General features: G+C 63.8%; 20 protein-coding genes and 1 tRNA gene. 14 read left to right on the top strand and 7 right to left on the bottom strand.

Going from position 1 to position 23375, the window contains the following annotated elements:
• Positions 1-296: 296 nt before the first annotated feature.
• Positions 297-1154 carry an EamA family transporter gene (locus tag AC3ITN_RS01100; protein ID WP_489391766.1) on the bottom strand — a complete coding sequence of 286 codons (858 nt, stop codon included), beginning with the start codon at positions 1152-1154 and terminating at the stop codon, positions 297-299.
• 55 nt (positions 1155-1209) lie between these two features.
• Here AC3ITN_RS01100 and AC3ITN_RS01105 point away from each other — a divergent pair, with 55 nt between their 5' ends.
• The 7 genes from AC3ITN_RS01105 to AC3ITN_RS01135 all read left to right on the top strand — a co-directional run bounded on the left by AC3ITN_RS01105 (position 1210) and on the right by AC3ITN_RS01135 (position 9915).
• Positions 1210-1884, top strand: a complete 675-nt coding sequence (locus AC3ITN_RS01105) for an alpha/beta hydrolase (protein ID WP_489391767.1) — start codon at positions 1210-1212, stop codon at positions 1882-1884.
• On the top strand, positions 1881-2981 hold the full coding sequence (gene zapE, locus AC3ITN_RS01110) for a cell division protein ZapE (RefSeq protein WP_489391768.1): 1101 nt from the start codon (positions 1881-1883) through the stop codon (positions 2979-2981). Before AC3ITN_RS01105 ends, zapE begins: the two co-directional genes overlap by 4 nt.
• A 644-nt stretch (positions 2982-3625) precedes the next feature.
• Positions 3626-6010 carry a ribonucleoside-diphosphate reductase subunit alpha gene (locus tag AC3ITN_RS01115; protein WP_489391769.1) on the top strand — a complete coding sequence of 795 codons (2385 nt, stop codon included), beginning with the start codon at positions 3626-3628 and terminating at the stop codon, positions 6008-6010.
• 194 nt (positions 6011-6204) lie between these two features.
• Positions 6205-7224, top strand: coding sequence for a ribonucleotide-diphosphate reductase subunit beta (locus AC3ITN_RS01120; protein ID WP_313342059.1), 1020 nt, complete (start codon positions 6205-6207; stop codon positions 7222-7224).
• A 109-nt stretch (positions 7225-7333) separates the two neighbouring features.
• Complete coding sequence (locus AC3ITN_RS01125; protein WP_489391770.1) at positions 7334-7747, top strand: acyl-CoA thioesterase; 414 nt, start codon at positions 7334-7336, stop codon at positions 7745-7747.
• 48 nt (positions 7748-7795) lie between these two features.
• Positions 7796-8611: an NAD-dependent protein deacetylase gene (locus AC3ITN_RS01130; protein WP_489391771.1), complete on the top strand. Its 816-nt coding sequence runs from the start codon at positions 7796-7798 to the stop codon at positions 8609-8611.
• Positions 8612-8808: 197 nt separating this feature from the next.
• Positions 8809-9915 carry an NADH:flavin oxidoreductase/NADH oxidase gene (locus tag AC3ITN_RS01135; protein ID WP_489391772.1) on the top strand — a complete coding sequence of 369 codons (1107 nt, stop codon included), beginning with the start codon at positions 8809-8811 and terminating at the stop codon, positions 9913-9915.
• A gap of 55 nt (positions 9916-9970) precedes the next feature.
• Here the strand turns inward: AC3ITN_RS01135 and AC3ITN_RS01140 are convergent, their stop codons facing one another.
• Entirely contained in the window at positions 9971-10897 is a 927-nt protein-coding gene (locus AC3ITN_RS01140; protein WP_489391773.1) for a LysR family transcriptional regulator, read from the bottom strand.
• Between the two features lie 136 nt (positions 10898-11033).
• On the opposite strand from AC3ITN_RS01140, the gene AC3ITN_RS01145 reads away from it, so the two are divergent.
• From AC3ITN_RS01145 to purU, 3 genes are all read left to right on the top strand, one after another.
• Positions 11034-11303, top strand: coding sequence for a DUF2798 domain-containing protein (locus tag AC3ITN_RS01145; protein ID WP_313342045.1), 270 nt, complete (start codon positions 11034-11036; stop codon positions 11301-11303).
• A gap of 135 nt (positions 11304-11438) precedes the next feature.
• A complete protein-coding gene (locus tag AC3ITN_RS01150) occupies positions 11439-11879 on the top strand; it encodes a hypothetical protein (protein ID WP_489391774.1) in 441 nt (146 codons plus the stop codon).
• Positions 11880-11935: 56 nt separating this feature from the next.
• Entirely contained in the window at positions 11936-12787 is an 852-nt protein-coding gene (purU, locus tag AC3ITN_RS01155) for a formyltetrahydrofolate deformylase (protein ID WP_489391775.1), read from the top strand.
• Between the two features lie 268 nt (positions 12788-13055).
• Here the strand turns inward: purU and AC3ITN_RS01160 are convergent, their stop codons facing one another.
• Both AC3ITN_RS01160 and AC3ITN_RS01165 read right to left on the bottom strand, forming a co-directional pair.
• Positions 13056-13661 (bottom strand): hypothetical protein, encoded by a 606-nt coding sequence (locus tag AC3ITN_RS01160; protein WP_489391776.1) that lies wholly within the window; start codon positions 13659-13661, stop codon positions 13056-13058.
• 98 nt (positions 13662-13759) lie between these two features.
• A complete protein-coding gene (locus AC3ITN_RS01165; protein ID WP_489391777.1) occupies positions 13760-14083 on the bottom strand; it encodes a SymE family type I addiction module toxin in 324 nt (107 codons plus the stop codon).
• An 871-nt stretch (positions 14084-14954) separates the two neighbouring features.
• On the opposite strand from AC3ITN_RS01165, the gene AC3ITN_RS01170 reads away from it, so the two are divergent.
• The gene (locus AC3ITN_RS01170) at positions 14955-15509 is read left to right on the top strand and encodes a hypothetical protein (RefSeq protein WP_489391778.1); all 555 of its coding nucleotides are present in this window, start codon (positions 14955-14957) and stop codon (positions 15507-15509) included.
• A 137-nt stretch (positions 15510-15646) separates the two neighbouring features.
• Positions 15647-16177 carry a hypothetical protein gene (locus AC3ITN_RS01175; RefSeq protein ID WP_489391779.1) on the top strand — a complete coding sequence of 177 codons (531 nt, stop codon included), beginning with the start codon at positions 15647-15649 and terminating at the stop codon, positions 16175-16177.
• Between the two features lie 304 nt (positions 16178-16481).
• Here the strand turns inward: AC3ITN_RS01175 and AC3ITN_RS01180 are convergent, their stop codons facing one another.
• Positions 16482-16925: a hypothetical protein gene (locus AC3ITN_RS01180; protein ID WP_489391780.1), complete on the bottom strand. Its 444-nt coding sequence runs from the start codon at positions 16923-16925 to the stop codon at positions 16482-16484.
• 588 nt (positions 16926-17513) lie between these two features.
• Positions 17514-18668: a hypothetical protein gene (locus AC3ITN_RS01185; protein ID WP_489391781.1), complete on the bottom strand. Its 1155-nt coding sequence runs from the start codon at positions 18666-18668 to the stop codon at positions 17514-17516.
• Positions 18669-19132: 464 nt separating this feature from the next.
• Here AC3ITN_RS01185 and AC3ITN_RS01190 point away from each other — a divergent pair.
• Positions 19133-19207 (top strand) — tRNA-Lys (locus tag AC3ITN_RS01190).
• A gap of 25 nt (positions 19208-19232) precedes the next feature.
• Positions 19233-21545, top strand: coding sequence for a hypothetical protein (locus tag AC3ITN_RS01195; protein ID WP_489391782.1), 2313 nt, complete (start codon positions 19233-19235; stop codon positions 21543-21545).
• Between the two features lie 1171 nt (positions 21546-22716).
• On the opposite strand, the gene pncA is transcribed toward AC3ITN_RS01195, so the two are convergent.
• A complete protein-coding gene (pncA, locus tag AC3ITN_RS01200; protein WP_489391783.1) occupies positions 22717-23343 on the bottom strand; it encodes a bifunctional nicotinamidase/pyrazinamidase in 627 nt (208 codons plus the stop codon).
• Between the last annotated feature and the right edge of the window lie 32 nt (positions 23344-23375).

Consider the following 23375-nt stretch of genomic DNA (forward strand, 5'->3'; position numbering starts at 1 on the left):
TCTACGCGCCCCATGTGCGATACGAACGCCGGTAGAGCCACGCCCTGCGTGGCTGCGCTCTACGCGGCCCATGTGCGATACGAACGCCGGTAGAGCCACGCCCTGCGTGGCTGCGCTCTACGCGGCCCATGTGCGATACGAACGCCGGTAGAGCCCCGCCCTGCGTGGCTGCGCTCTACGCGGCCCATGTGCGATACGAACGCCGGTAGAGCCACGCCCTGCGTGGCTGCGCTCTACGCGGCCCATGTGCGATACGAACGCCGGTAGAGCCACGCCCTGCGTGGCTGCCCGCGGTCTCACCCCCACGCAATAAACCCAATCGCCACCACCGCCAACGCCAACCCCGCGCGGTTCCACCGCGTGGTCGGCTCGCCGAACGCGAACACCCCCACCAGCGCCCCCAGCACCACCACGCCGATGTTCATCCCGGCAAACACCGTGGCGGGGCTGTCCGGCAGCGCCTGGTGCGCATGCACGTAAAACAGGATGTTGCCGCCATTGAGCAGGCCCAGCAGCGCACCCGCGCCCACGTTGCGAACCTCCAACCGGCTGCGCCCGCTCCCATGCCGCCACAGCTGCACCCCCAGCATCAGCACGAAGGCGATGCTGAAACAGGCCAGCAGCGCCGCCATCGACGGCGTACCCGACAGCGCCACCTGCTTGAGCAGCACGTCCACCAGCGCAAACCCCACCCACACCGCCAGCAGCCAGCGCCAGCTGCTGCCGTCGCCGCTCACCGCCGGCCCACGCGGGCGCAGGCTGATGCCCACCATCGCCACCAGCCCCAATCCCAACCCGAGCAGCTTCACTGGCGTGGCGTCCTGCCCAAAGAACAAAAACGCGGCCAACAACGACAACAGCAGCGACAACCGCTGCGCCACGTCGGTACGCACGATCCCGGCCACCGCCACCGCGCGGCCCAGCACCAGGAACAGCGAGGGCAGCACCACCGCCAGCAGCAGCAACGCCGGCCACGGCGCATGCGACGACTGCAGCGCGTCCAACGGCGGGCGCAGCACCAACGCCGTGAGTGCGGCGGCCACCAGGTAATTCCAAGTCACCATCTGCCCCACATCCAGGCGGCGGCGGGCGGCCAGCTTCAGCAGCACCGATACCAGCACGCTGCAGACCACGCTGAAAAGCAGATAGAACATGGGGTTCCAGGCAGGCGCGGCGGTCAAGCCCGCGGGGGAGCGGTATTATGACGCCATGCACAATCCCCCATTCCCAACTGAAAGCGGCACGCTGACGCTGGCCGGCCCGGTCGGCGCGCTGGAAGTGGTCGTCGACCTGCCCAAGGCGGGCGTGCCGGCCCAGCCGGTCGTGGCGATCGTCTGCCACCCGCTGTCCACCGAGGGCGGCACCCTGCACAACAAGGTGGTGACCATGGTCGCCACCACCCTGCGCGAGCTGGGCATCACCACCGTGCGCTTCAACTTCCGCAGCGTTGGCGCCTCGGAGGGCAGCTTCGACCACGGCGACGGCGAGCAGGACGACCTCAAGGCCGTGGCCGCCTGGGTGCGCGAACAACAGCCGCACGCCACCCTGTGGCTGGCCGGTTTCAGCTTCGGCGCCTTCGTCTCGCTGCGCGCCGCCGCCGACCTCCAGCCGGACGTGCTGGTCTCCATCGCGCCGCCGGCCGGGCGCTGGGACTTCGACGGCGTGCAACCGCCGGCCAACTGGCTGGTCATCCAGGGCGAAGACGACGAAATCGTCGACCCCCACGCGGTCTATCAATGGCTGGACAGCCTGCAGGCCCCGCACGAACTGGTCCGCATGCCCGAAACCAGTCACTTCTTCCACCGCAAGCTGATCGACCTGCGCGGCGCGCTCACCCACGGCGTCAAGCATTGGCTGCCCAACCCGGACAGCCGCACCGCATGAGCGATACCGCGATGACCCCGTCGCAGCGCTACGCCGACGGCGTGGCCCGGGGCGAATGGCAGAACGACCCGGCCCAGCACGCCGCCCTGGCCGAACTGGACCGGATCCACATCGCCCTGGTGGACAGTGCCCAGGACGGCTGGCTGGACCGCCTGTCGGCGTTCTGGAAGAAGCCCGAGCCAGTCAAGGGCCTGTATTTCTGGGGCGGGGTGGGGCGCGGCAAAACCTTCCTGGTGGATCTGTTCTACGACGGCCTGCCGATCGAACAGAAGTACCGCACCCACTTCCACCGGTTCATGCGCGGCATCCACGAGCGCCTGCGCGAGCACCAGGGCCAGAGCGACCCGCTCGCCCGGATCGCCCAGGAATGGCGCAACAAGCTGCGCGTGCTGGTGCTGGACGAGTTCTTCGTCACCGACATCGGCGACGCCATGCTGCTGGCACGCCTGCTCGAGCGCCTGTTCGCCGAGGGCGTCACCCTGGTCACCACCTCCAACACCGCCGTGGAGAACCTGTACCTGAACGGCCTGCAGCGCGACAGCTTCCTGCCGGCCATCGGGCTGCTGCAGACCTACTGCGTGGAGCTGTACGCCGAAGGCACCGAGGACTACCGCATGCGCGCGCTGACCCGCTCGCCGGTGTACCAGTCCCCGCGCGACGCCGGCAGCGATGCCTGGCTCGGCGAGCGCTGGGCCGCGCTGAGTGGCGGGCAGCCGGCCAAGCCGGGCAACATCGAGATCGAAGCGCGCAAGATTCCGGTGCGCGCGCGCGGCAAGAGCATCGTCTGGTTCGACTTCAAGGCCCTGTGCGAAGGCCCGCGCGGCCCGTCGGATTACATCGAGATCGCGCACGAGTTCAACACGCTGCTGCTCGGCGACGTACCGCATTTCGACCGTATGAACGAAGATGCCGCACGCCGCTTCGTGAACCTGATCGACGAGCTGTACGACCGCCACGTCAACCTGGTCTGCACCGCCACCGACCTGCCGGTTGCGCTCTATTCGGGCACCCGCCTGCAGGGCGCCTTCGAGCGCACCGCCTCGCGCCTCATAGAGATGCAGAGCGCCGAATACCTGGGCACGCCCCACAAGGCGTGATTGCGCCGCCGGAATCGAGGCACGCGCCTGTGGCGTGGCGTACGCCGCCTGCCGGCGGCCGGACATCACGCCCGAACCGGGGCACGCGTCCGTGGCGTGGCGTTACGCCGCCTCCTGACGCGTAGGGACACGCCATGCGTGTCCGCGCGGTGCCCGCCATCCCGCATTTGTTACGCCCACGTGATGCCCATCGTTCCGTTTTTCGCGCCCCTGCATCGCATCAAAAACAGGGCGCACCCGCTTGACTGCGCACTCCCTTTCGACGGGTCGCAACCGTTCGTCGGACGCCCCGCGCGCCGAATCCTTGCGCCACAAGGGATTGACCAGATTCACAAGATTTGGCGTTGACGGACCCCCATACCCCCACTATCTTGTGGCCGTCGGTCCCCTCGACCACAAGTCGAAGGGTCCAACGGGCCCAACGCCCACCGACAACCGCATGCCGTACAGGGTGCGGCGCTGGTAGCGCCAGTCTCCGGGGGGAGATGACCGGTGAAGCAAGGGGAAGCGTCCGCAGCGCCGTTGCGCTGGTCGCGTCCCATGCGACACCGTCAGTCCACCCTGAGACCCGAGTGCACCGGTCCCACGCCTGCCCCCCGCAGGCGACCCTGTACCACCCCAAATCACGCCCAGAGGAAAACGCCGTGAGCACCGAAACCAGCGCAGCCACCGACCAGGAAAGTGAATTCCTGTTGACCTCGCCGCCGACCGCGATGGCCATGAGCGTTACCAAGCGCAATGGCACCACGGAACTGGTGGATCTGAACAAGATCGTGCGCGCGGTGCAGCGTTCGGCGGAAGGCCTGCATTCGGTCGACCCGATGCGCGTGGCCACCCGCACCATTTCGGGCCTGTACAACGGCGCCACCACGCAGGAGCTGGACGAGCTGTCCATCCGCACCGCCGCCCTGCTGATCGGTGAAGAACCCGAGTACGGCCGCCTCGCCGCGCGCCTGCTGGCCAACTACATCGCCAAGGAAGTGTCGGGCCAGGAAATCCACGCCTTCTCGCAGTCGGTGGGCCGTGGCCACGAAGTGGGCCTGATCAACGACCGCCTGCTGAACTTCGTGCAGACCAACGCGCGCAAGCTCAACGATGCCATCGACATCGGGCTGGACCTGAACTTCGATTACTTCGGCCTGCGCACCCTGTACGACCGCTACCTGCTGCGCCATCCGCACACCCGCAAGGTGATCGAGACCCCGCAGCAGTTCTTCCTGCGCATCGCCAGCGCGCTGAGCGAAGACGTGCCGGAAACCCTGGCCCTGTACAAGCGCATGGGCAGCCTGGATTACCTGCCCTCCAGCCCGACCCTGTTCAACTCCGGCACCACCCACGAGCAGCTGTCCTCGTGCTTCCTGCTGGATTCGCCGCAGGACTCGCTGGAGTCGATCTATTCCAAGTACGGCGATATCGCCCAGCTGTCCAAGTTCAGCGGCGGCATCGGCGTCAGCTACACCCGCGTGCGTTCGCGTGGCTCGCTGATCAAGTCCACCAACGGTCATTCCAACGGCATCGTGCCGTGGCTGAAGACCATGGATTCGTCCGTGGCCGCAGTGAACCAGGGTGGCAAGCGCAAGGGCGCGGCCTGCGTGTACCTGGAAACCTGGCACGCCGACATCGAGGACTTCCTCGAGCTGCGTGACAACACCGGTGACGAATCGCGTCGTGCGCACAACCTGAACCTGGCCAACTGGATCCCGGACCTGTTCATGAAGCGCGTCGAAGCCGACCAGGAATGGTCGCTGTTCGATCCGCGCGTGGTGCCCGAATTCACCGACCTGTTCGGTGAGGCGTTCGAGCAGGCCTACCTGCAGGCCGAAGCACAGGGCAAGGCCAACCGCACCATCTCCGCGCGCAAGCTGTACTCGCGCATGATGCGTACCCTGGCCGAGACCGGCAACGGCTGGATGACCTTCAAGGACAAGTGCAACCGCGCCAGCAACCAGACGCTGCGTGCGGGCAACGTGATCCACCTGTCCAACCTGTGCACCGAAATCCTGGAAATCACCTCGGCCGAAGAAACCGCGGTGTGCAACCTGGGCTCGATCAACCTGGGCAACCATTTCGATGCCCATGGCGAGTTCGACTACGAGAAGCTGGCCGACACCGTGCGCCTGGCCATCCGCCAGCTCGACCGCGTCATCGACCTGAACTTCTACCCGATCGAATCGGCACGCCGCGGCAACCTGCGCTGGCGTCCGGTTGGCCTGGGCTGCATGGGCCTGCAGGACGTGTTCTTCCGCAAGCGCCTGGCCTTCGACAGTGCCGAAGCCCGCGCGCTGTCGAAGAAGATCGCCGAGACCATCTACTTCCACGCGCTGGAAACCTCGGTGGAACTGGCCCAGGAACGCGGCAAGCACCCGTCCTTCGCCGACACCCGTGCCGCCAGCGGCGAGCTGCAGTTCGACGCCTGGAACGTGGTGCCGGAAGACACCGCCCGTTGGGATGCCCTGCGTGAGCGCATCAAGGAACACGGCCTGCGCAACTCGCTGATGATCGCGATCGCCCCGACCGCGACCATCGCCTCCATCGCCGGCTGCTACGAGTGCGTCGAGCCGCAGGTGTCCAACCTGTTCAAGCGCGAAACGCTGTCGGGCGACTTCCTGCAGGTCAACCGTTACCTGGTCACCGAGCTGAAGAAGCTGGGTCACTGGACCCCGGAAATGCGCGACGCCATCAAGCTGGCCGAAGGCTCCATCCAGGGCATCGTCCAGATCCCGGAAACGCTGCGCAACGTGTACCGCACCGCATGGGAACTGCCGATGCGTTCGCTGATTGACATGGCCGCCGAGCGCGGTGCCTTCATCGACCAGTCCGCCTCGCTCAACCTGTTCATGGAAAGCCCGAACATCGGTGCCATGTCCTCCATGTACATGTACGCCTGGAAGCAGGGCATCAAGACCACCTACTACCTGCGTTCGCGTCCGGCCACCAAGATCGCCAAGACCACCGTCAGCAGCTACACCCCGGTGGAAGCCGTGGCCTGCTCGCTGGAAAACCCGGAAAGCTGCGAGGCGTGCCAATAAAAGGCGTGCCGGCCTTCACGGCCGGCGCCCGCCGGGTGCACCGACCAACGGTCGGTGCCTACCCGGTCGAACACCACATTCGGTAGGTACCGACCGTTGGTCGGCACAATATTCGGTAGGTACCGACTGTTAGTCGGTACAAATTCGGTAGGTACCGACTGTTAGTCGGTACGCCCCAGAAGGAAAGAAACACCATGGCCGACAAGCCGACCCAAATGCTGCTCGATCCCGGTTTTGAACTGACCCTGCGCCCCATGCGCTACCCGCAGTTCTACGACATGTATCGCAACGCGATCAAGAACACCTGGACCGTGGAAGAAATCAACTTCCAGATCGACATCAGCGACCTGCACGGCAAGATGTCGCCGGGCGAGCGCCACCTGATCCACCGCCTGGTTGCGTTCTTTGCCACCGGCGACTCGATCGTGTCCAACAACCTCGTGCTGAACCTGTACCAGCACTTGAACGCGCCCGAAGCGCGCATGTACCTCTCGCGCCAGCTGTACGAAGAAGCGCTGCACGTGCAGTTCTACCTGACCCTGCTCGACAACTACCTGCCCGATCCGGACGAGCGCGCCAAGGCGTTCGACGCCGTGGAGAACATCGACTCCATCAAGCAGAAGGCCGACTTCTGCTTCAAGTGGATCGACTCCATCCAGAACCTCAAGCGCATCGAAACCCGTGACGAGCGCCGCCAGTTCCTGCTCAACCAGATCTGCTTCGCCGCGTGCATCGAAGGCCTGTTCTTCTTCGCCGCCTTCGCCTACGTGTACTACTTCCGTTCGCGCGGCCTGCTCAACGGCCTGGCCTCGGGCACCAACTGGGTGTTCCGCGACGAGAGCGCGCACATGGAGTTCGCCTTCGAATGCGTGGACGTCATCCGTGAGGAAGAGCCGGACCTGTTCGACGACGCGATGAAGCAGCAGGTCTATGACATGCTGGCCGAAGCGATCGAATGCGAAGTGAAGTTCGCCGAAGACGTGCTGTCCGGCGGCGTGGCGGGCATTTCCACCCGGGACATGCGCCACTACCTGCAGCATTGCGCCGACAATCATTTCCACCGCCTCGGCATGGAAAAGAAGTACAACGTGCGCAACCCGCTGAGCTTCATGGAACTGCAGGACGTGCAGGAGCTGACCAACTTCTTCGAACGCCGCTCCTCGGCCTACCAGGTGGGCGTGAAGGGCGAAGTGTCGTTCGACATGTCGTTCTGATCCAGCCGCACCACGCGAAATGAAGAGCCCCGGCACTGCCGGGGCTTTTTCGTTTCCGTTCGCATCGCTGCCGTATCATCCCCGTCGACCCCCCACACCGGCCACCGCCATGACCGCCAGCCCCGACGTCGTCCCGCCCACCGAAGTGCGCATGGCCGAAATCGTCTTCCCCAATCACACCAACCACATGGGCACCCTGTTCGGTGGCCAGGCGCTGGCATGGATGGACAAGGCCGCCTTCCTCGCCGCCGCGCGCTACTCGCGCCGCACCGTAGTGACCGCCCGTTCGGACCAGGTGGATTTCAAGCTGCCGATCAGCATCGGCCAGATGGTGGAAACCGTGGGCCGCATCGTCGAAGTGGGCCGCAGCTCGATGAAGGTGGAAGTGGAACTCATCGCCGAAGACCTGCACACCGGCGAGCGCAAGCTGTGCACCCGCGGCCACTTCGTCATGATCGCGCTGGGTGACGACCACAAACCCACCGCCGTGCCCCCGCTGCCGGCCGATATCGCCGGCCCCTGAACGGACGGGGACGATTGCGTAGCCCGCAATCGCCCCCATCTTGCTGGCATGTCCACCCCTCTGGCCGACTTCATCGACCGCGCCCGCCGCCTGTTCGTCCTCACCGGCGCCGGCTGCAGCACCGACTCGGGCATTCCCGACTACCGCGATGCCGACGGCCAGTGGAAGCGCACCCCACCGGTGAACTACCAGGATTTCATGGGCGAGGCCGCCACCCGCCAGCGCTACTGGGCGCGCAGCCTGCTCGGCTGGCCCCGCTTCGGCCACGCCCGCCCCAACGCTACCCACGCCGCCCTGGCCGCCCTTGAAGCGCGTGGCCAGGTCGAAGTGCTGCTTACCCAGAACGTGGACTGCCTGCACCAGCGTGCCGGCAGCGTCGGCGTGATCGACCTGCACGGTCGGCTCGACCAGGTGCGCTGCATGGGCTGCGAAACCCGCAGCGGCCGCGAAGACTTCCAGCACGCCCTGCTGGCCGCCAACCCCGGCTGGGACCGCCTGGACGCCGCCATCGCCCCCGATGGCGATGCCGACCTCGACGGCGTGGACTTCAGCCGCTTCAACGTCCCGGCCTGCCCGCAGTGCGGCGGCATCCTCAAGCCGGACGTGGTGTTCTTCGGCGAAAACGTCCCGCGCGACCGCGTCGCCGCCGTGCACGACCACCTCGCCAACGCCGATGCCGTGCTGGTGGTCGGCTCCTCGCTGATGGTCTATTCCGGGTTCCGCTTCGTCCAGGCCGCCGCCAAGGCCGGCCTCCCCGTGGCCGCACTCAATCTGGGCCGCACCCGCGCCGACGACCTGCTCACCCTCAAAGTAGAGCAGTCCTGCGCAGAAGGCCTGTCATTCCTCCTACCAGCCACCGCGTAGAGCACGGCGCTTCGTTTCCCCGGCGCGTGGCGACGCGTTCCTTACAATGGTGGTCGGGTTTCAAATCGCCTGTACGCTGCCCTGGTAGAGCGAGGCCCTGCCTCGCCAGCCTCACCGTTCCACACATACGGTTGCCCGCAAACCCGCTTCGCGGTGCAATACCACCCCTGTTTCATCTCCCCCCGAGTCGCCCGCCCGTGAGCCAGCTTTTCTCCCCCGTTTCCTTCGGACCGCTGACGCTGTCCAACCGCATCGTCATCGCCCCGATGTGCCAGTACTCCTGCACCGACGGCCTGGCCAACGACTGGCACCGCCAGCACCTCGGGCAGCTCTCGCAGTCCGGCGCCGGCCTGCTGATCCTCGAAGCCACCGCCGTGCTGCCGGAAGGCCGCATCAGCTACGCCGACCTGGGCCTGTGGAACGACGCCACCGAAGCCGCGCTGACCTCGGTGGTCGCCTCGGTGAAGCAGTGGTCGCCCATGCCCGTCGGCGTGCAGTTGGCCCACGCCGGGCGCAAAGCCTCCTCGGCACGCCCGTGGGACGGCGGTGGCCCGCTGCCGCCCACCGACCCCAACGGCTGGACCGCGCTCGCCCCCTCCGCACTGCCGTTCGCGGCCAACGGCCCGGTTCCCGAGGCGCTGGATGAAGCCGGCATCGACGCCGTGGTCGAGGCCTTCGCCGTGGCCGCACGTCGCGCCGAGCGCGCCGGCCTGGACCTGATCGAACTGCACGCCGCGCACGGCTACCTGCTGCACCAGTTCCTGTCGCCGCTGAGCAACAAGCGCCAGGACCAGTACGGCGGCTCGCTGGAAAACCGCATGCGCCTGCTGGTGCGCGTGTTCGACGCCGTGCGCGAGGCCGTGTCCGACCGCATCAGCGTGGGCGTGCGCATCTCCGCCAGCGACTGGGTCGATGGCGGCTGGGATATCGAACAGAGCAGCACCCTGGCCCAGATCCTGGACATGCGCGGCTGCCAGTTCCTGCATGTGTCCAGCGGCGGCCTCGACGCACGCCAGAAGATCACCCTGGAGCCGGGCTACCAGGTGCCGTTCGCCGCCGCCATCAAGGCCAAGGTGAAGATGCCGGTGATCGCCGTCGGCCTGATCACCGACCCCTCGCAGGCCGAATCGATCCTGCGCCACAACCACGCCGATGCCGTGGCCCTGGCGCGCGGCATCCTCTACGACCCGCGCTGGCCGTGGCACGCCGCCGCCGCCCTGGGCGACTCCCTCGCTCCGGCGCCGCAGTACCTGCGCTGCGAACCGCGCGAAGCACGCGGCGTGTTCCTCGCACCCACGGCGTAACGTTGGCTTGGATGGAATCGGTAGCGCCCGACCGTTGGTCGGGCGTTGCCTGAAGTCAGGCAACATCCACCCGCCAAGCAGCAGGCAACCCCTCCACCACGTGCTGCATCAACGCCCGCACTTTCGGCGTCAGATCCCGCCGGTCGCTGACGCACAAGAACAACCGCATCGGCTCCGGCGACGTCCGCGCCCCATCGCCCGACGCGAACAACACCTGCAACTCCCCGCGCGCCAACCACGGCGCCGCCACGAACGCCGCCAACCGCGCGATCCCGCCCCCGGCCGCCGCCATCGCCGCAATGGCATCAATGTCATCGGACACCAGTGCCGGCCGCATCTCCGCATCGAAGCGGATCCCATCGCGAATGAACCCCCACGGCAGCAGCCGCCCCTCCACCGGGTAACGGAACACCAGGCAACGGTGCTCGCGCAGGTCCTCCGGCGTGGCCGGCACGCCAGCCTCCGCCAGGTACGCGGGCGCCGCACACACCTGGAACGGCACCTGCGCGATGGCACGCGCCACCAGGCCTTCCTCCAATTGCGGTTCGATCCGGAAGCTCACATCCACGTCTTCGTGCGCATGGTCCACGCTGCGGTCGGCTAGCAGCAGCTCGATCGCCAAGCGCGGGTAACGCGCCTGCAATGCCGGCAGCATCGGCGCCAGCACATGCCGCCCGAATGCCGAGGTGCTGGCAATCCGCAGCCGGCCCTGCGGCATCGCCTCCGGATCGGTCACCGCCGCCTGCGCCCGCTGCAGGTCGCGCTCGATGTGGCGCACCTCCGCCAGGTAACGCGCGCCGCGCTCGGTCAGCGCCAGCGTGCGCGTGGTGCGGTTGAACAGGCGCACCCCCAGATGCGTCTCCAGCCGCGCGATGTTCTGCCCCACCGCCGCCGGGCTGATCCCCAGCGTGCGCGCCGCCCCGGCCAAGCTGCCGGCGTCGGCGGTGCGGATGAAACTGCGGATTGACTGGAGAATGTTCATGATGGCGCCGATTCTGACCGGGCATTGCAAAGGTTTACTTTATAAAGAGCCAAGCCGACGCGGTCTACCGCCGTCGAAGGGGCCTGACTATCGTGCCGGTCCCGCAACCGCCGGTTGCCACCGAGTTGGATCCCCGATGTCGCAACAACCCGACACCCTCGCCGCACCCCGCTGGAAGCTCGGCGCCCGCACCACGCCGTACGTCTTCGCGTTCTTCATGGCCTCCATCATGGCCATGCTCATGTGCCTGGTGATCACCGCCGCCAACGCCGGCATCCACGCCGACTTCCCGGCCCGCGTCCTGGCCGCCTACCAACTGGCCATGCCCACCGCGTTCTGCTGCGTGCTGGCGGTCCGCCCGCTGGTGATGCGGCTGGTGGCGCTGACGGTGCATCCGGCGCGGTGATGCCGATGAGCATTGCAATGGAAGTGCAGATGAAGATTGATTGTCGATATACCGCAATTGCGCGCACAGATCGGAATCGGCGCGCACGTCACTCTCCCGGCGCGGCACATCCGCCGCGCTGGAAGGGAGAGGGCAATGCAAATCGCAGTGACAGGCGTAGTGATGCTGTTGGCGTTGTTGCCAGTACGCGTGGAGGCCTGCACGCCATCATTCACCGAAGACGCGCAGCGCTCGGCGCAGGAGGTGCGTGCCGCGCCGATCAACAGCGCGGCCACGCTGGCCACGTACATCGACGCATTGCCCTACGACTCGCCGCTGCTCGCCCTGAGTGAGCCGTCGCGGAAGCGCTTCATTGAATCGATGACCTTCAACGCCAGCGGCCTGACCGGCTTCTCCTACGCAGACATCGAGCGCGAGCTCAGCGTGAGTCAGGCGCACGCCCTGCTGGAAGTGATCGGCTCGCAACGGGTGCTTGTGCATCTGCACCAGCTGGCGACGCGAACGGACCTTGACCGCTCGATCCGCACCGTCATGGCCAAGCGATGTGCAGGGAAGGCGGCAGATACCTCCTTCTAAAGTTTCAGATGACAGCATCCCTGCAGGGCGCGGTGCCTGTCCTCTACACTTGACCCATGCGCCCTGATTCCATCCTCACCCTCTCATGCCCGGACCGTACCGGGATCGTCTATCGCGTCTCCGGCCTGCTGTTCGAGCAGGGCTGCAACATCCTTGATGCGCAGCAGTTCGGCGACGATGAAAGCGGTCGGTTCTTCCTGCGCGTGCATTTCAACCGCGACCCGGGCCAGCCCATCGAGACCATCCAGCACCGCATGGCCGGGCTGGCCGAAGACTTCCAGATGGACTGGCAGCTGCACGACGCCCGCCGCCGCGCGCGCCTGCTGGTGCTGGTGAGCAAGCAGGGCCACTGCCTGAACGACTTGCTGTTCCGCGCCCACAGCCGCCAGCTGCAGGTGGATATCGCCGCCGTCGCCTCCAATCATGAAGACTTCGCGGCGCTGGCCGGTTCCTACGGCATCCCGTTCCACCACCTGCCGGTGACCGCCGACAACCGCGCCGTGCAGGAGCAGCAGATCATCGACCTGGTCGAACGCGAGCAGATCGACCTGGTGGTGCTGGCGCGCTACATGCAGATCCTCTCGCCGCGCCTGTGCGAGGCACTCGCTGGCCGCGCCATCAACATCCACCACAGCTTCCTGCCCAGCTTCAAGGGTGCGCAGCCGTACCACCAGGCGCACGCGCGCGGTGTAAAGATCATTGGTGCCACCGCGCACTACGTCACCTCCGACCTGGACGAAGGCCCGATCATCGAACAGGACGTAGCGCGCGTGGATCACGCGATGACGCCGCGTGATCTGGTGCGGCTGGGCAGCGATACGGAATCGCAGGTGCTCGCCCGTGCGGTGCGCCGGCATGTGGAGCACCGCATCATCCTCAACGGGCACCGGACTGTGGTGTTCCGATAGCTGATTCCGTCAGCGGGATTGGCCATGCCAACACGCGCCAGCGCCGGCCGGCCGGCGCGTCATGGTTCCTACTGGTCAGCCGTTGCTATTCCTTCACACTCTCGATCCAGCGCGGAGTAAGATTGCCCCCATCTGGATGTATACGGAGCTTTGGGCGAAGGCCTGAAGTGTTCAGATGCCGCCACCGGTTACAGGCCTTGGCCGTTTGACGGGAGTGATCCCTAAGGGCATCCGCGAAACCCCCGCAAGGGGGTTTGTTTTTTTCTGGCTATCTGCCTCTTCCCGGAGGCCGACGAACGGGCTTTCCCCTCCCTCGGTTCAAAAGAAGGCGCCAGCCCTTGATACGGTCGTCTTTCTTGAACTTGTAAGGGTCATTGTCCGAATCCTCGTCGCGGACATAAGCGCTCTCCACAAAGACCAAGACCTTCAGATTGCCCTGTCGCTTCACATTGAAGTAGACCTCGTACTGAGCGCCGGCGGGATAGCCTGGAATGAGCTCGCGTAGCTCCATCGTCAGGAAGTTGGCTTGGTTAGTGAAGAGACAGGGGCGCTTAGCCAGCGTGCGAATGACCTCCGGCAACACCATGGATGCCGCATGCCGAACCTTCAGGAATTTGCGCCGGATGCGTCTTTCATCAATGACGAGAAAGCTATGACCGAGCTGGCTGAAGTCAAAGTGCTGGCCTTTACGCGGGCCTTTGCTTATGCAGTGAGAGCTGAATTCAACCGAGACCTGGACAGCCGTGGCCACATTGTTGGACTCCTCGATCTGGGCCACGTAAGCGAACGGCTTGAGATGCTCCAGCGAATGCCGCACGCCGCCGATTTCGATATAGCCGCGTGCCAAATGATCCGGCCAGTATTTCCCCTTCATGCCACAGCAATCCTCAAACGCTTCAGCAATGCGATCCGGCGGCAGGCTGCAGCAGCAGCCGGGCAGAGCGGCGCTCTACCCGGATTCGGCGTCACTTCCTACTGTTCCGAATGCGCCTCGCGTGAGCGCCCCTTCTTCGGCTCGTGTTTGCGATAGCGATAGGGCAACGCCACAGGCGTTTCGTCCAGCCTCAGCGTGATGCGCCCGGGCGCCACTTCCACAAACACACGGTGACCCGCCTTGAAGCCCAGCCTCTCCAGCCACATTCCGCACACCGACAGATGGGGAATGGCCACGCCCGGCGGCAAGATATTTCCGGCGGGGTGCTGAAGAGCGGAAATGCGTACGCTCTTGGGCGCATACCAGCCAAGGCCAACCTGATGATTAGGGGTGGCGGACGAATCCACTTTTGCTCTGCTCATGTGCTACTCCAGTTGATATCCGTTAGATCGACGGTTTGGCTTATCTCCCAGAGGGCGCTACGGGTCTTCGCCCTCTGGTCGGATAGAGTCGTGCCTCGACTGATCCAGTACGGGGATATCAAGCCCCAATCCACAGGATGCACAGCCACTCAACTGAGGGAAGTTCGTGCTCGCCCGTCAAACCGGTGGTTTTGATTGATGCATCGAATGGTGTGATGCGAGTGAGCCGAAACCCTTGCTTCAGCGATTCGATTCTGGAACGGGCGTCTCTAAGTCGTGGGCATACCCCCGTGCCAAGCGCATCTACTAATTGACCAGCGCGCGAAAGAAGAGGAGTCGCAAGCGACCCCGCATGCGCTGACTTTGATATGCGGGGCAGGTGCAACCCATAGCGCCCGCCGTTGGGGGGCGTGCAGACGTAGGGATAGTGGATACGGAAGATCTCCGACACTGCTGGGCCGGCATTCGGATGTGCGCCCGCCGCGAGTTTGTGTTCCCGTGACGTAACGCGCGTCGGGACCCTGGTCGAGCGTCCACTTCTGGCCTGAAGCGAGCGCTTCAGGCTAGGCGGCGGGGCCGCACGGGGTCGTCTGGCCGCACTGTCGGCAGCTGCGCGTCCAACAGGGTTGCCTCTAGCGGCAGCTGGCCCGGGTGCTGGTGGGCGAGCGAGGGGTGGTCGGCCGGGTACCAGCCCTAGATGGCCAGCGCGGTAAGGTAGCGGAGCTGCGCCAGCAACGCGGCAGGCCGGTTCCGCCAGTGCATCAGGTGGTTGATATAGTTCGCGATGCGAAACCTAGAAATCGCAAGAAGCCAGCGCTTGAAGTACCAACGTCGTGTAGGTATTTCTTCCCTCTAAGGGTTAATTGTGCACATGAACTCGATCAGGTGGACACTATTGGCATTTGGGTTGCTAGCTCTAGGCACCACTCAGGCCGCCGGGTCCAAGGCGAACCTTGTATCAAATGTCTTCCATGACGGTGAGTACCTGCCTCGTGTGTACGACGAGGTGGACATCTTGCGCCGCTATGGCGAAGGGGAAAAGACCATCGATGGCGCGGGGCTGATTCGTCGCAGGTACTGGGACCGATCGACCCAATTGGAGGTGGTGATCACCTCTGATCCTGACATTGCACCTGAGTTCCGTACTATTGACGAGATCCGCGTTTCTTCGGTCGCCACTGGGCAACATTCGCTCAAGGAGACCGAGAGCCTTAAGGGTCTGAAGCTCAAGGGGGTGGCGATCGGAGATCCAGAGTCGAAGGGGAAGGCGGCCGCACGCAGCTATGGCCAAACCCACAGTTCGCAGGAAAGGCTCGGCGAACTACAGGTCGAGCGCGTCTGTGGCTACTCGGATACCGGCTCAAGCATATGCTTCTATGCGCGAGAGAAACGGATTGTTGCGATGGCCGTCGGCTTTGGACCATAGGCCGTTGGTCCATGCTGTACAGCCTCGAATGGAGCGGCGTGAACAAGACACGTCCAAGCATCCGCAGATGCGCCTTGGCAATCATTCCACTACGTTGAGAGTTCACTGTGTCCATGACGACGTGCAGATTACTCATCGTGGCACTTGCCCTGCTCTCCGCATCGACGCAGGTGCAGGCCAAGGGCGATAAGGTGGACCACGTGTCGAAGGCATTCCGCGATGGTACGTACGCACTCTACGTCTACCTCGAATCCGACATCCTTCGCCGTTATGGGCATGGAGACGAGCGCCTGGACGATGTAGGTTTGCTGCGCCGTAGATACTGGGACCCGACCACGGAGTGGGAGATAGTGATCACGTCCAATCCCGACATTGGGCCGAAGTACCGAACCATTGATGAGATTCGGATCTCGCCAGTTCTTACAGGGAAGCAAGCACTCAGCACTACCGAGAGCTTGAAGGGCTTGACACTGAAAGGGGTGGAAATCGGCGATCCGGCATCAAAAGCGGAAGCCGCCACACGTCGATACGGCGATCAGTACCGAGACAAGGACAGGCTCGGCCGGTTCGATGTCGAACGCGTCTGTGGCATCCTCGATGGCGTCAGCATTTGTTTCGATATTCGAGAGAAGAAGGTGGTCGCCATGGCTGTGGGTGCTGGTGATTGATCCAGTAAGTCCGCTCTTGGCAACACATTGGCGCATCCCCGGCTGACCGTGCCTACACTGACCGTCACCCACCACGAGCGGTTCAATTTCCGATTTCACCGCCATCTGCGAAGTTGGACCTCGCCTCATCTGCTCGCACCTTGGAAGCCCGACCCCGCAGCTTGGTGAGCGGAATGCTGTGCAGTTCGCCGCTCAAGCCCAGTGGTAGTTTCACCGTGTATAGAGCCACACCCTCTGTGTCGTGATGCCGGTTGAAGCCCATCCCAAGAGTGTCTTCCAGTTCTGACCATCTTCCAATGCGTCGTTACCTGGGCTTCTCCTGAGTGGGTGCGGGGCCAAGTCCTTGACTAAGAAACTCGTTGAAGCCCGGACGAGGGTCCAGTCCTGCGGGCGACTGCAGAGGGGCGTTCATACTCCGCGACAACATCTCTTGCATGAGATCCGATTGAAGGCGCTGCGTACCGTTGAGCTGATTGGACACCAGGTAGCGCTGTTCGAACCCGGACTGGTCACCGGCACGAGCCTGCAAACCGTAGTAGGCACTCGCCATGGCCGGATCGCGGAACCCTTTCACTGCCATGTAAATATCGCCGGCGGTCTTCAGTGCGTAGACAGATCCTTCGTTGGCCGATTTGCTCAATATCGTAAGAACATCTTCGCGCGAGCCGCCCGAGGCAGCCAGCTTGTACGCATAGATCGCGGCTGCGGGTTGATTTCCACGCGCGGCAAGGGATTCCAGTTCCTGCATGGAGAGGCGTCGGAGATGATCTTCAACATCCGGACCTGGAAATCCCCGGGACTCCAACCATGCAGCGTCAGCTTCGCTTGCTGCGATGCCTGGCTTCGACGCATCCCACCGATATCCCAACTCCGACCTGGTGAAGGCCTGCTGCGAGACTCGAGCTGAAGGCACTGCAGACGAGTGTGGTGTGACTTGGGAAGGCCGCTCACTCAAGTTCTGCCGACTTGGTGAGCTCTCTCTGTCTTGAGCGGGCCCTTGATGCACGAAATAATGCAGTGCGAATGAAACGCCGGCTGCCAATGCTACGACGACGAAGACTTTAGTTCCTCGACCCATAGCCACGCCTCCATTCATGATTTATCTATTGTTTGCATGTTTTGGAGTGTTCGTCAAAGGACGCGTAACCCACCTGTTTTTGCGTCTTGGCAAGTCCACTTTTGACCTTGGATCCAACCGGTCGATGCAACCCGCTTACGACCGCACGTGAGACCAATCTGTCGCTGCGCGTATGTCTGTCGCCGCGCGTATGGCACAGGTCTACGCGAGAATGCGGGCGGACACCCTTAGGAGGGTGCCGCCCGTGACCGAACTTGATCAGGTCAGTTTGTAACGCTCTTCGATTGCCGCGAGCAGCTGAGCAGCCTCTTCCTTGGCGCGGCAACTCTCGTCGGTGGAGAGTGGCGCCAATATGATTCCGTCATCGCCCCCGACATAGGCTGGCCCACCGATATCGTCGTCATACGGAGTACCGTCTTCGTTGATCGCTTCATGCCGGTCGCGGCTAAGGTCCCCACCCAGCATCCGCGATAGGTGCATCCAGACCCAAGCGCGGAACGGGGTCTCGCCCCGGCGTTCGATGAGCTCGCGCATGGCCGATACATCACCCTCGCGTGCGAGCACGGTCAGCCATTGGTAGGCCAGCTCGGATAGACCATTCGCATCGGCCAAGTCAGCCATCTCGTACGGATCCATTTCATCCGACGGCTCAAGCTCGAGCACTCCAGGATCGCGGTAGCGTTCCGCGGTGATCAGCATCGCGCGCCTATCCCCGCCGCGTGCCGCGGAAAGGAGATGGTACCGATGCTTGGCCACCACCTGAACGAACCTGTCTGCGTCTGCGGCGACCTCCGCGAAGCCCACTGGCTCGGTCGACCACTGACCGCGGCGGCGCAGTTCTCGACCGAAGCGGCGGTCATCCTCGGCTGACAGATCCCCATAGGGCTCGAGCACGTACGCGGTAGCAAGATGCGCAGCGGCCATGCCGCGCGCGGCAGCCGCCTCCAATCCCTCGAGCAGCAAGGGGAGCTCGCGGAGCAGCGCATCTACCCCTTTCTGAATGCGGCTGACCAGTTCAGTGGAAACCCACTCGGCAACGAGATGCGACCCCGCCTCATCAGTTTCTGCCCACTCGTCTTCATCGCTGGCGAGCGCGGCAATCAGCTCCTCAAAGCGCACAGGCCCGTAGCCAGATACGCCGAGGAAGTTGACCACGCCTTGGGCTGCGCGGTCTGCCTCCTCGGCTGACATCCCAAAGTGCAGACAGCGCTGGATGACCCTGTCCCTATCGGGAGTCAAGCCAGTATCGCGCCAGGCAACATCGCACCACGCGGCTTGGTGATGGAAAGCGGCATGGGTGGCAAAGCCGGCGGCAGCCGCCAGCAGCTCATGGATCTGGCTGCGGGTAAGCGACGCGGAGCCCTGCGTCCGAAGGTACGCATGGGCATGAAACGCATATTGCTTGATGGTCATGACTCGTCCTCTACGGCCAGGCAGATCCGGGTCAGGCGCACACGTTTAACTCCCCGGCAGCTGGCTAGAAGAAGAGTCGAACAGGGTATACGGCCTGTTTTTGCTCGTGTGCAAGCAAGGCGGGCGCCGCGGGTAGTGTACGCCGTCTGCTACCGTGACTCCACGCGCGGGCGAAAACTGTCCGCGTCGGATCGCTGGGTACCCGTTGAGCTGTGCCTGGCCCCTGGACCGGGCCGAGTAGCGAGGCTCGATTCTCGCCGAGAGCGGCAAGGTAGCCCTGTGACCTGGCTACGGTAAGGGACGGGCAATTCATCGATTGTGTCTACCCGCATGCGACCCTCCAAGGCTCCCGCGAGTTGGAAGTGGATGAAGGGGCTTGCCGGGATTCGTCGTTCGCGACCATGATTGGTCAAGAAGGCGGCGTATTGCGCTTGCGCCCGCACCGTGCGAAATTCCGCCTGTACTCCGGAGTAGTTCAGTGGCAGAACCCTCGGCTCTTAACCGGGAGGGCGCTGGTTCGACTCCAGCCTCCGGACCCATCTCTTCGCGATATCGACATCACGGATGACTTCAGATCGAAGTGACGGGCCCACTAGCGCCCTGGGCTTTGCTTACGCGCAGTTCCAGTTGGCCAAAGCGCTGGTCAGCAGCGAGCATCACATGGACCCGGAAGTGCGGGCCCGTGCCGAGGCGCGGTCTGAGCGATGGCGGCGGATACTCGAGCATTTTCGGGTGGGAACCGCGCAGTATGGCTCGCGCACGCCGTTCGAGGAGGTGCCTGCTTGGGCGACGCTGGAGGTCGCGACCGGCGGTTTCGCCACGGGAGGCCTGCTCGCCGGTGGTGAGCTGACCGCCTACGAACGCGAGCTTTCACAAAGGGCGACAGGAGTTCGGGCCGATCAGACGCGGTTGGATCTGAATCTCTGGCATTTGACCGATGACGGCCTGAGCCACCTCCAGCAACTTCTTGCGGACGGTCGCTACCGAGTCGACGTACCTGAGGAGGCGGCCCTGCCGATGGTGGCGTGGCTTGTCAGTCAGGGGCAGATCGAACAATCGCAGGCGATCATCGAAGCGATTGCGCCTTTCTTTGACAGGCTGAGGTTCTTTCCGGCGCATACCGATGACGCGTCGCCCTTGACTGCCGAGGTAAGCGCCTTCACCGCTGGCGATGTTCGCAAGCGCCTATCCGGACTCAAGGGGCAACGCCAGCTGGCGGAGCAGAAGCGCGCGATCAGCATCCGCCTGCCGCTTTACGACGCCACGATCTCGCTGTTCCTTGCCACCTACGTGGACGGATGGCCGTGCCGGCTATACCCGGAAGGCTGGCACGTGTCAGCCAAGGCCCTGCTGACGCAGATCGACGGCGCAGAAGTCAGATTCCGCGGCGAGATCAACAGCAGGAATGACCGGGCGGGCGAGTTGCTCCGGCTCCTCGCAACCTGCTGCGACGATTCAGGCAACCTGACTGGGCGCCAGGTCGGGCGCATTCGCAGAATTGTCGACGATTTCGTTACTGCACATGGCAGACCCGAGTCGCCGCAGCACGTCGCCTTCAGACAGCGACAACAGCGCGATGTTTCCCCTGCGGCGCACCACCTCATCGGCCACGCCGTTGCCGCGCGACTGGCGGCGTATCCAGAATCCGAGGGCATCGGTGACTTCTCTACGTTGACCTGCTCAGTTACTGAGAGCGAGGCCGCTGAGTATTCAATAGAACCGGGAGAGGCGTTGCCCGACAAGATTCGCGAGCGTCTGGAGCGTTGCCGCCGCGGCACCATTGCAGAACTGGTCGACGTTGGCATCGTAACCTCCGGCGACACGATCGCCCGCCTGCTTCCAGCACTGACCGCTGAAATTCGAAGCAACGAGCTGGCAGATCCCGCCCTGCGCCGCTTGTATGCGTCAACGTATCGCGCGTTCCGCAGGCGGCGCTCGCTGCTGCTGCTCAATCTGGAAAGCCAAGTGCGTCTGAAGGAGCTGCCTTGGATCGCTGCCGCGGACGGCAACCGCGAACCAGACGCGGCCAGCGCGGAAAGTGCGCGCTTGGCGCTGACTGAATCGGCCCGGGTGGCAATTGAGGCGTTTCCCCATGCCATCACGCCCAACAAGCTGGTGAGCGAGTTCCGCACCCTTGCCGAAGGAGCCAAGCTGAAACTTCCGTTCGTGGATGAGATCGCAGCCGATATCTTCATGGGGGAGTTCACCAACACGTTCATTGCGGCCTCCCGAAGCGCGGCACGTGTTGTAGCTGGAACGCTGTACGCCAACTATTACGACATTGACACCGATGCGTTGGCGGCACTGCCGGACAAGCGGAAAGCGAGAGCAAGGTATGCCCTGTGGCGCCGGTCCACTGATGGTCCGGACGCACTTTCGAAATTGGCTGTTGAACGTGCAGACGTGAGCTCGGCTGGATCGTCCACCGCGATGAACGGCGCCATCCTCGAACAGTCACAGATCCTGACCACGCACAATCTTGCAGTGCTGTTCGACGGTGCAGGACTCCGCACGCTGTTGGACGCTTCACTGGATGCGATGGCAATACGTTGCTTTCAGTGGATCTGCAAACGCCAGCAGATGCGTATCCCGCACTGGCATGGCCGTCTGATCATGCTCAAGAACACCGCGTATGCCTGGAGACAGATGATCTTCTTCCTTTCGATGCTCGGCGATGCCCGCAGGCATGCTGCGATCGCGCGAATTGAAGCCCATTTCCGGGAGCAGCCCGAAACCTTCAGGCTGCGATTCGCGCCTGCCATGAAGGGGCTACGGCAGGCCGAAGCCGGCCGACGCTTGCCTCAGCACGCGCCCGGCGTGGATGGGGCGCGCGTCTTCAAGGGGTGGACAACGGCAAGGCACTGGCTGTTGCCCTGAGCTTCCCAATCAAATTGGTACTAGCGGCGCAAACGTCGCCTGCTTCCCAGACTGGCCAAGGGCGGCCTGCGGCTAGCTCGGTCCAGATATCGCCACCTTCATGTAGCCAAGGAGGCAGGCAGTGCTGACACCCGGAAATGCGAGCAAGTCCTGGTGGAACAGCAAACCCGGAGCTGGGTCATGTGCGAGCCTATGTCACCGTGCCAAGTTCAGTCGAGAATCTCATGGACGAGTGGAGCGAAATGAGCCCAGGACGCGCAATCCGAGCGCTAGCGATCGTTACAGCCGTGTGTTTAGCCGGGTGTGCGACATCGGGACGAGATTCGTCAAGCAAGTCCCCATTTCTGACGCTTCCACCCTCTACGGAAGGGCAAGGGGAGCTGATCTTGCTCGCAGCTATACAAGGAAAGATTGTTGATAAGAATGGCTGCGTTGTGCTCGAGGCGAACGGGATTGATACTGCGGTAGTCTTTGCGCATGGCTTCTCCCTAGACCGGCGGAGCAGCATTATCAGTGACGGTTCGGAAGGCGGAGGGACGATGAGGCTCGGGAGAAGCGGGCGTTTCTCCGGAAGCGTGGGAACGCGGATTGAGGCAGAGGCAAAGTTGGGCTTTGCGCTACCAGAGACGTGTCCCGCGAAAGTAGTGCAGATCGATGAGATCAAATAGAGACGTCTCAATAAGACGGACTCGAAAGTAGCTTGACGTGCAGATCCGCGATCTAGCTGAGATTCCGAAGCAAGTACAACTATCGGCCAGCGATCCAATTCGGACATTGGCCGGCGGAGAAATGGCGTGAAACAGTACCATCGACTAATGCGACGCCGGAATGCGACTCAGCACACCGACGCCGAGCGCAGTGACCTATTTCAGGTGCTGACGTCGGCTCCGGGCGCATCGAACGTGGAGATCGTAGAGGTGCACCTAAAGGGTGGATATCGGACTACGTTTGATTTGGAGCCGGAGTCAATCGACGCGTTCATTTCATACCTGGAAGAGAAGGACTGGATGTCTGTGTGGTAGGTCCCCTCTTGGCCGGGAAAGAGCCCTCTCTGCCGACCATACAACCGCGGGTGTAAGGGGGTTAGAACGATGAAGGCAGTCACGACCAACGGTCGTGACCCACCGGCGGAAGCAACGTCGCGCATTCTGCGGCGTGCCCGTCCTACGAGTCAGATCACTGCAATCTTGGCCTTCGCCAACTGCTCCCGCACCATCCCATCATTGGCCTCGGTCACCGGCCGCGTCAGCTCCCAAAGAAACTTCACTCGGAACCCAGCCTTTACCGCATCCTGCGCACTCCACAGCACGCAGTAGTCCCGCGCAAGTCCGCACACATGCACCTCACGAATACCGCGCTCATGCAGCCAGCCGGCCAGGCCGGTAGCAGGCCGGGTGCCATCAGGGCCATGGTTCTCCCGGAACGCACTGTACGAGTCCACCTCGCGCCGGGTGCCCTTGCGCAGGATCAGGTCAGCCACGGTCCAGTCCACGCCCGGGTGCAGTACCGCCCCATCGCTACCCTGCACGCAATGATCCGGCCACAGCGTCTGCGGCTGCGCGTGCAGCAGGATCGCCTCAAACGGCAGACGCCCCGGGTGCTGGCTGGCGAACGAGGCGTGGTCAGCTGGGTGCCAATCCTGGGTGGCCACCACCGTGCGGTAGCGGCGCTCCGCCAGCAGGGCGGCAATCGGCGCCACCAGCGCATCGCCCTGCTCACACGCCAGCGCACCGCCGGGCATGAAGTCCGGCTGCAGGTCGATCACCAGCAGGGCCACATCGGCGGGTAGGGCGGTCATGGCAGGTCCAACGCGACGAAACAGGGGCGACC

It is taken from the genome of Stenotrophomonas sp. KH_036_B, assembly GCF_057839485.1.

Coding starts and splice junctions, on each gene's coding strand:
- AC3ITN_RS01100 (WP_489391766.1), bottom strand. CDS start 1,154: ATGTTCTATCTGCTTTTCAGCGTGGTCTGCAGCGTGCTGGTATCGGTG.
- AC3ITN_RS01180 (WP_489391780.1), bottom strand. CDS start 16,925: ATGCAGGAACTGGAATCCCTTGCCGCGCGTGGAAATCAACCCGCAGCC.
- AC3ITN_RS01170 (WP_489391778.1), top strand. CDS start 14,955: ATGAACTCGATCAGGTGGACACTATTGGCATTTGGGTTGCTAGCTCTA.
- AC3ITN_RS01195 (WP_489391782.1), top strand. CDS start 19,233: ATGACTTCAGATCGAAGTGACGGGCCCACTAGCGCCCTGGGCTTTGCT.
- pncA (WP_489391783.1), bottom strand. CDS start 23,343: ATGACCGCCCTACCCGCCGATGTGGCCCTGCTGGTGATCGACCTGCAG.
- AC3ITN_RS01165 (WP_489391777.1), bottom strand. CDS start 14,083: ATGAGCAGAGCAAAAGTGGATTCGTCCGCCACCCCTAATCATCAGGTT.
- purU (WP_489391775.1), top strand. CDS start 11,936: ATGCGCCCTGATTCCATCCTCACCCTCTCATGCCCGGACCGTACCGGG.
- zapE (WP_489391768.1), top strand. CDS start 1,881: ATGAGCGATACCGCGATGACCCCGTCGCAGCGCTACGCCGACGGCGTG.
- AC3ITN_RS01160 (WP_489391776.1), bottom strand. CDS start 13,661: ATGAAGGGGAAATACTGGCCGGATCATTTGGCACGCGGCTATATCGAA.
- AC3ITN_RS01130 (WP_489391771.1), top strand. CDS start 7,796: ATGTCCACCCCTCTGGCCGACTTCATCGACCGCGCCCGCCGCCTGTTC.
- AC3ITN_RS01145 (WP_313342045.1), top strand. CDS start 11,034: ATGTCGCAACAACCCGACACCCTCGCCGCACCCCGCTGGAAGCTCGGC.
- AC3ITN_RS01150 (WP_489391774.1), top strand. CDS start 11,439: ATGCAAATCGCAGTGACAGGCGTAGTGATGCTGTTGGCGTTGTTGCCA.
- AC3ITN_RS01125 (WP_489391770.1), top strand. CDS start 7,334: ATGACCGCCAGCCCCGACGTCGTCCCGCCCACCGAAGTGCGCATGGCC.
- AC3ITN_RS01185 (WP_489391781.1), bottom strand. CDS start 18,668: ATGACCATCAAGCAATATGCGTTTCATGCCCATGCGTACCTTCGGACG.
- AC3ITN_RS01105 (WP_489391767.1), top strand. CDS start 1,210: ATGCACAATCCCCCATTCCCAACTGAAAGCGGCACGCTGACGCTGGCC.
- AC3ITN_RS01120 (WP_313342059.1), top strand. CDS start 6,205: ATGGCCGACAAGCCGACCCAAATGCTGCTCGATCCCGGTTTTGAACTG.
- AC3ITN_RS01140 (WP_489391773.1), bottom strand. CDS start 10,897: ATGAACATTCTCCAGTCAATCCGCAGTTTCATCCGCACCGCCGACGCC.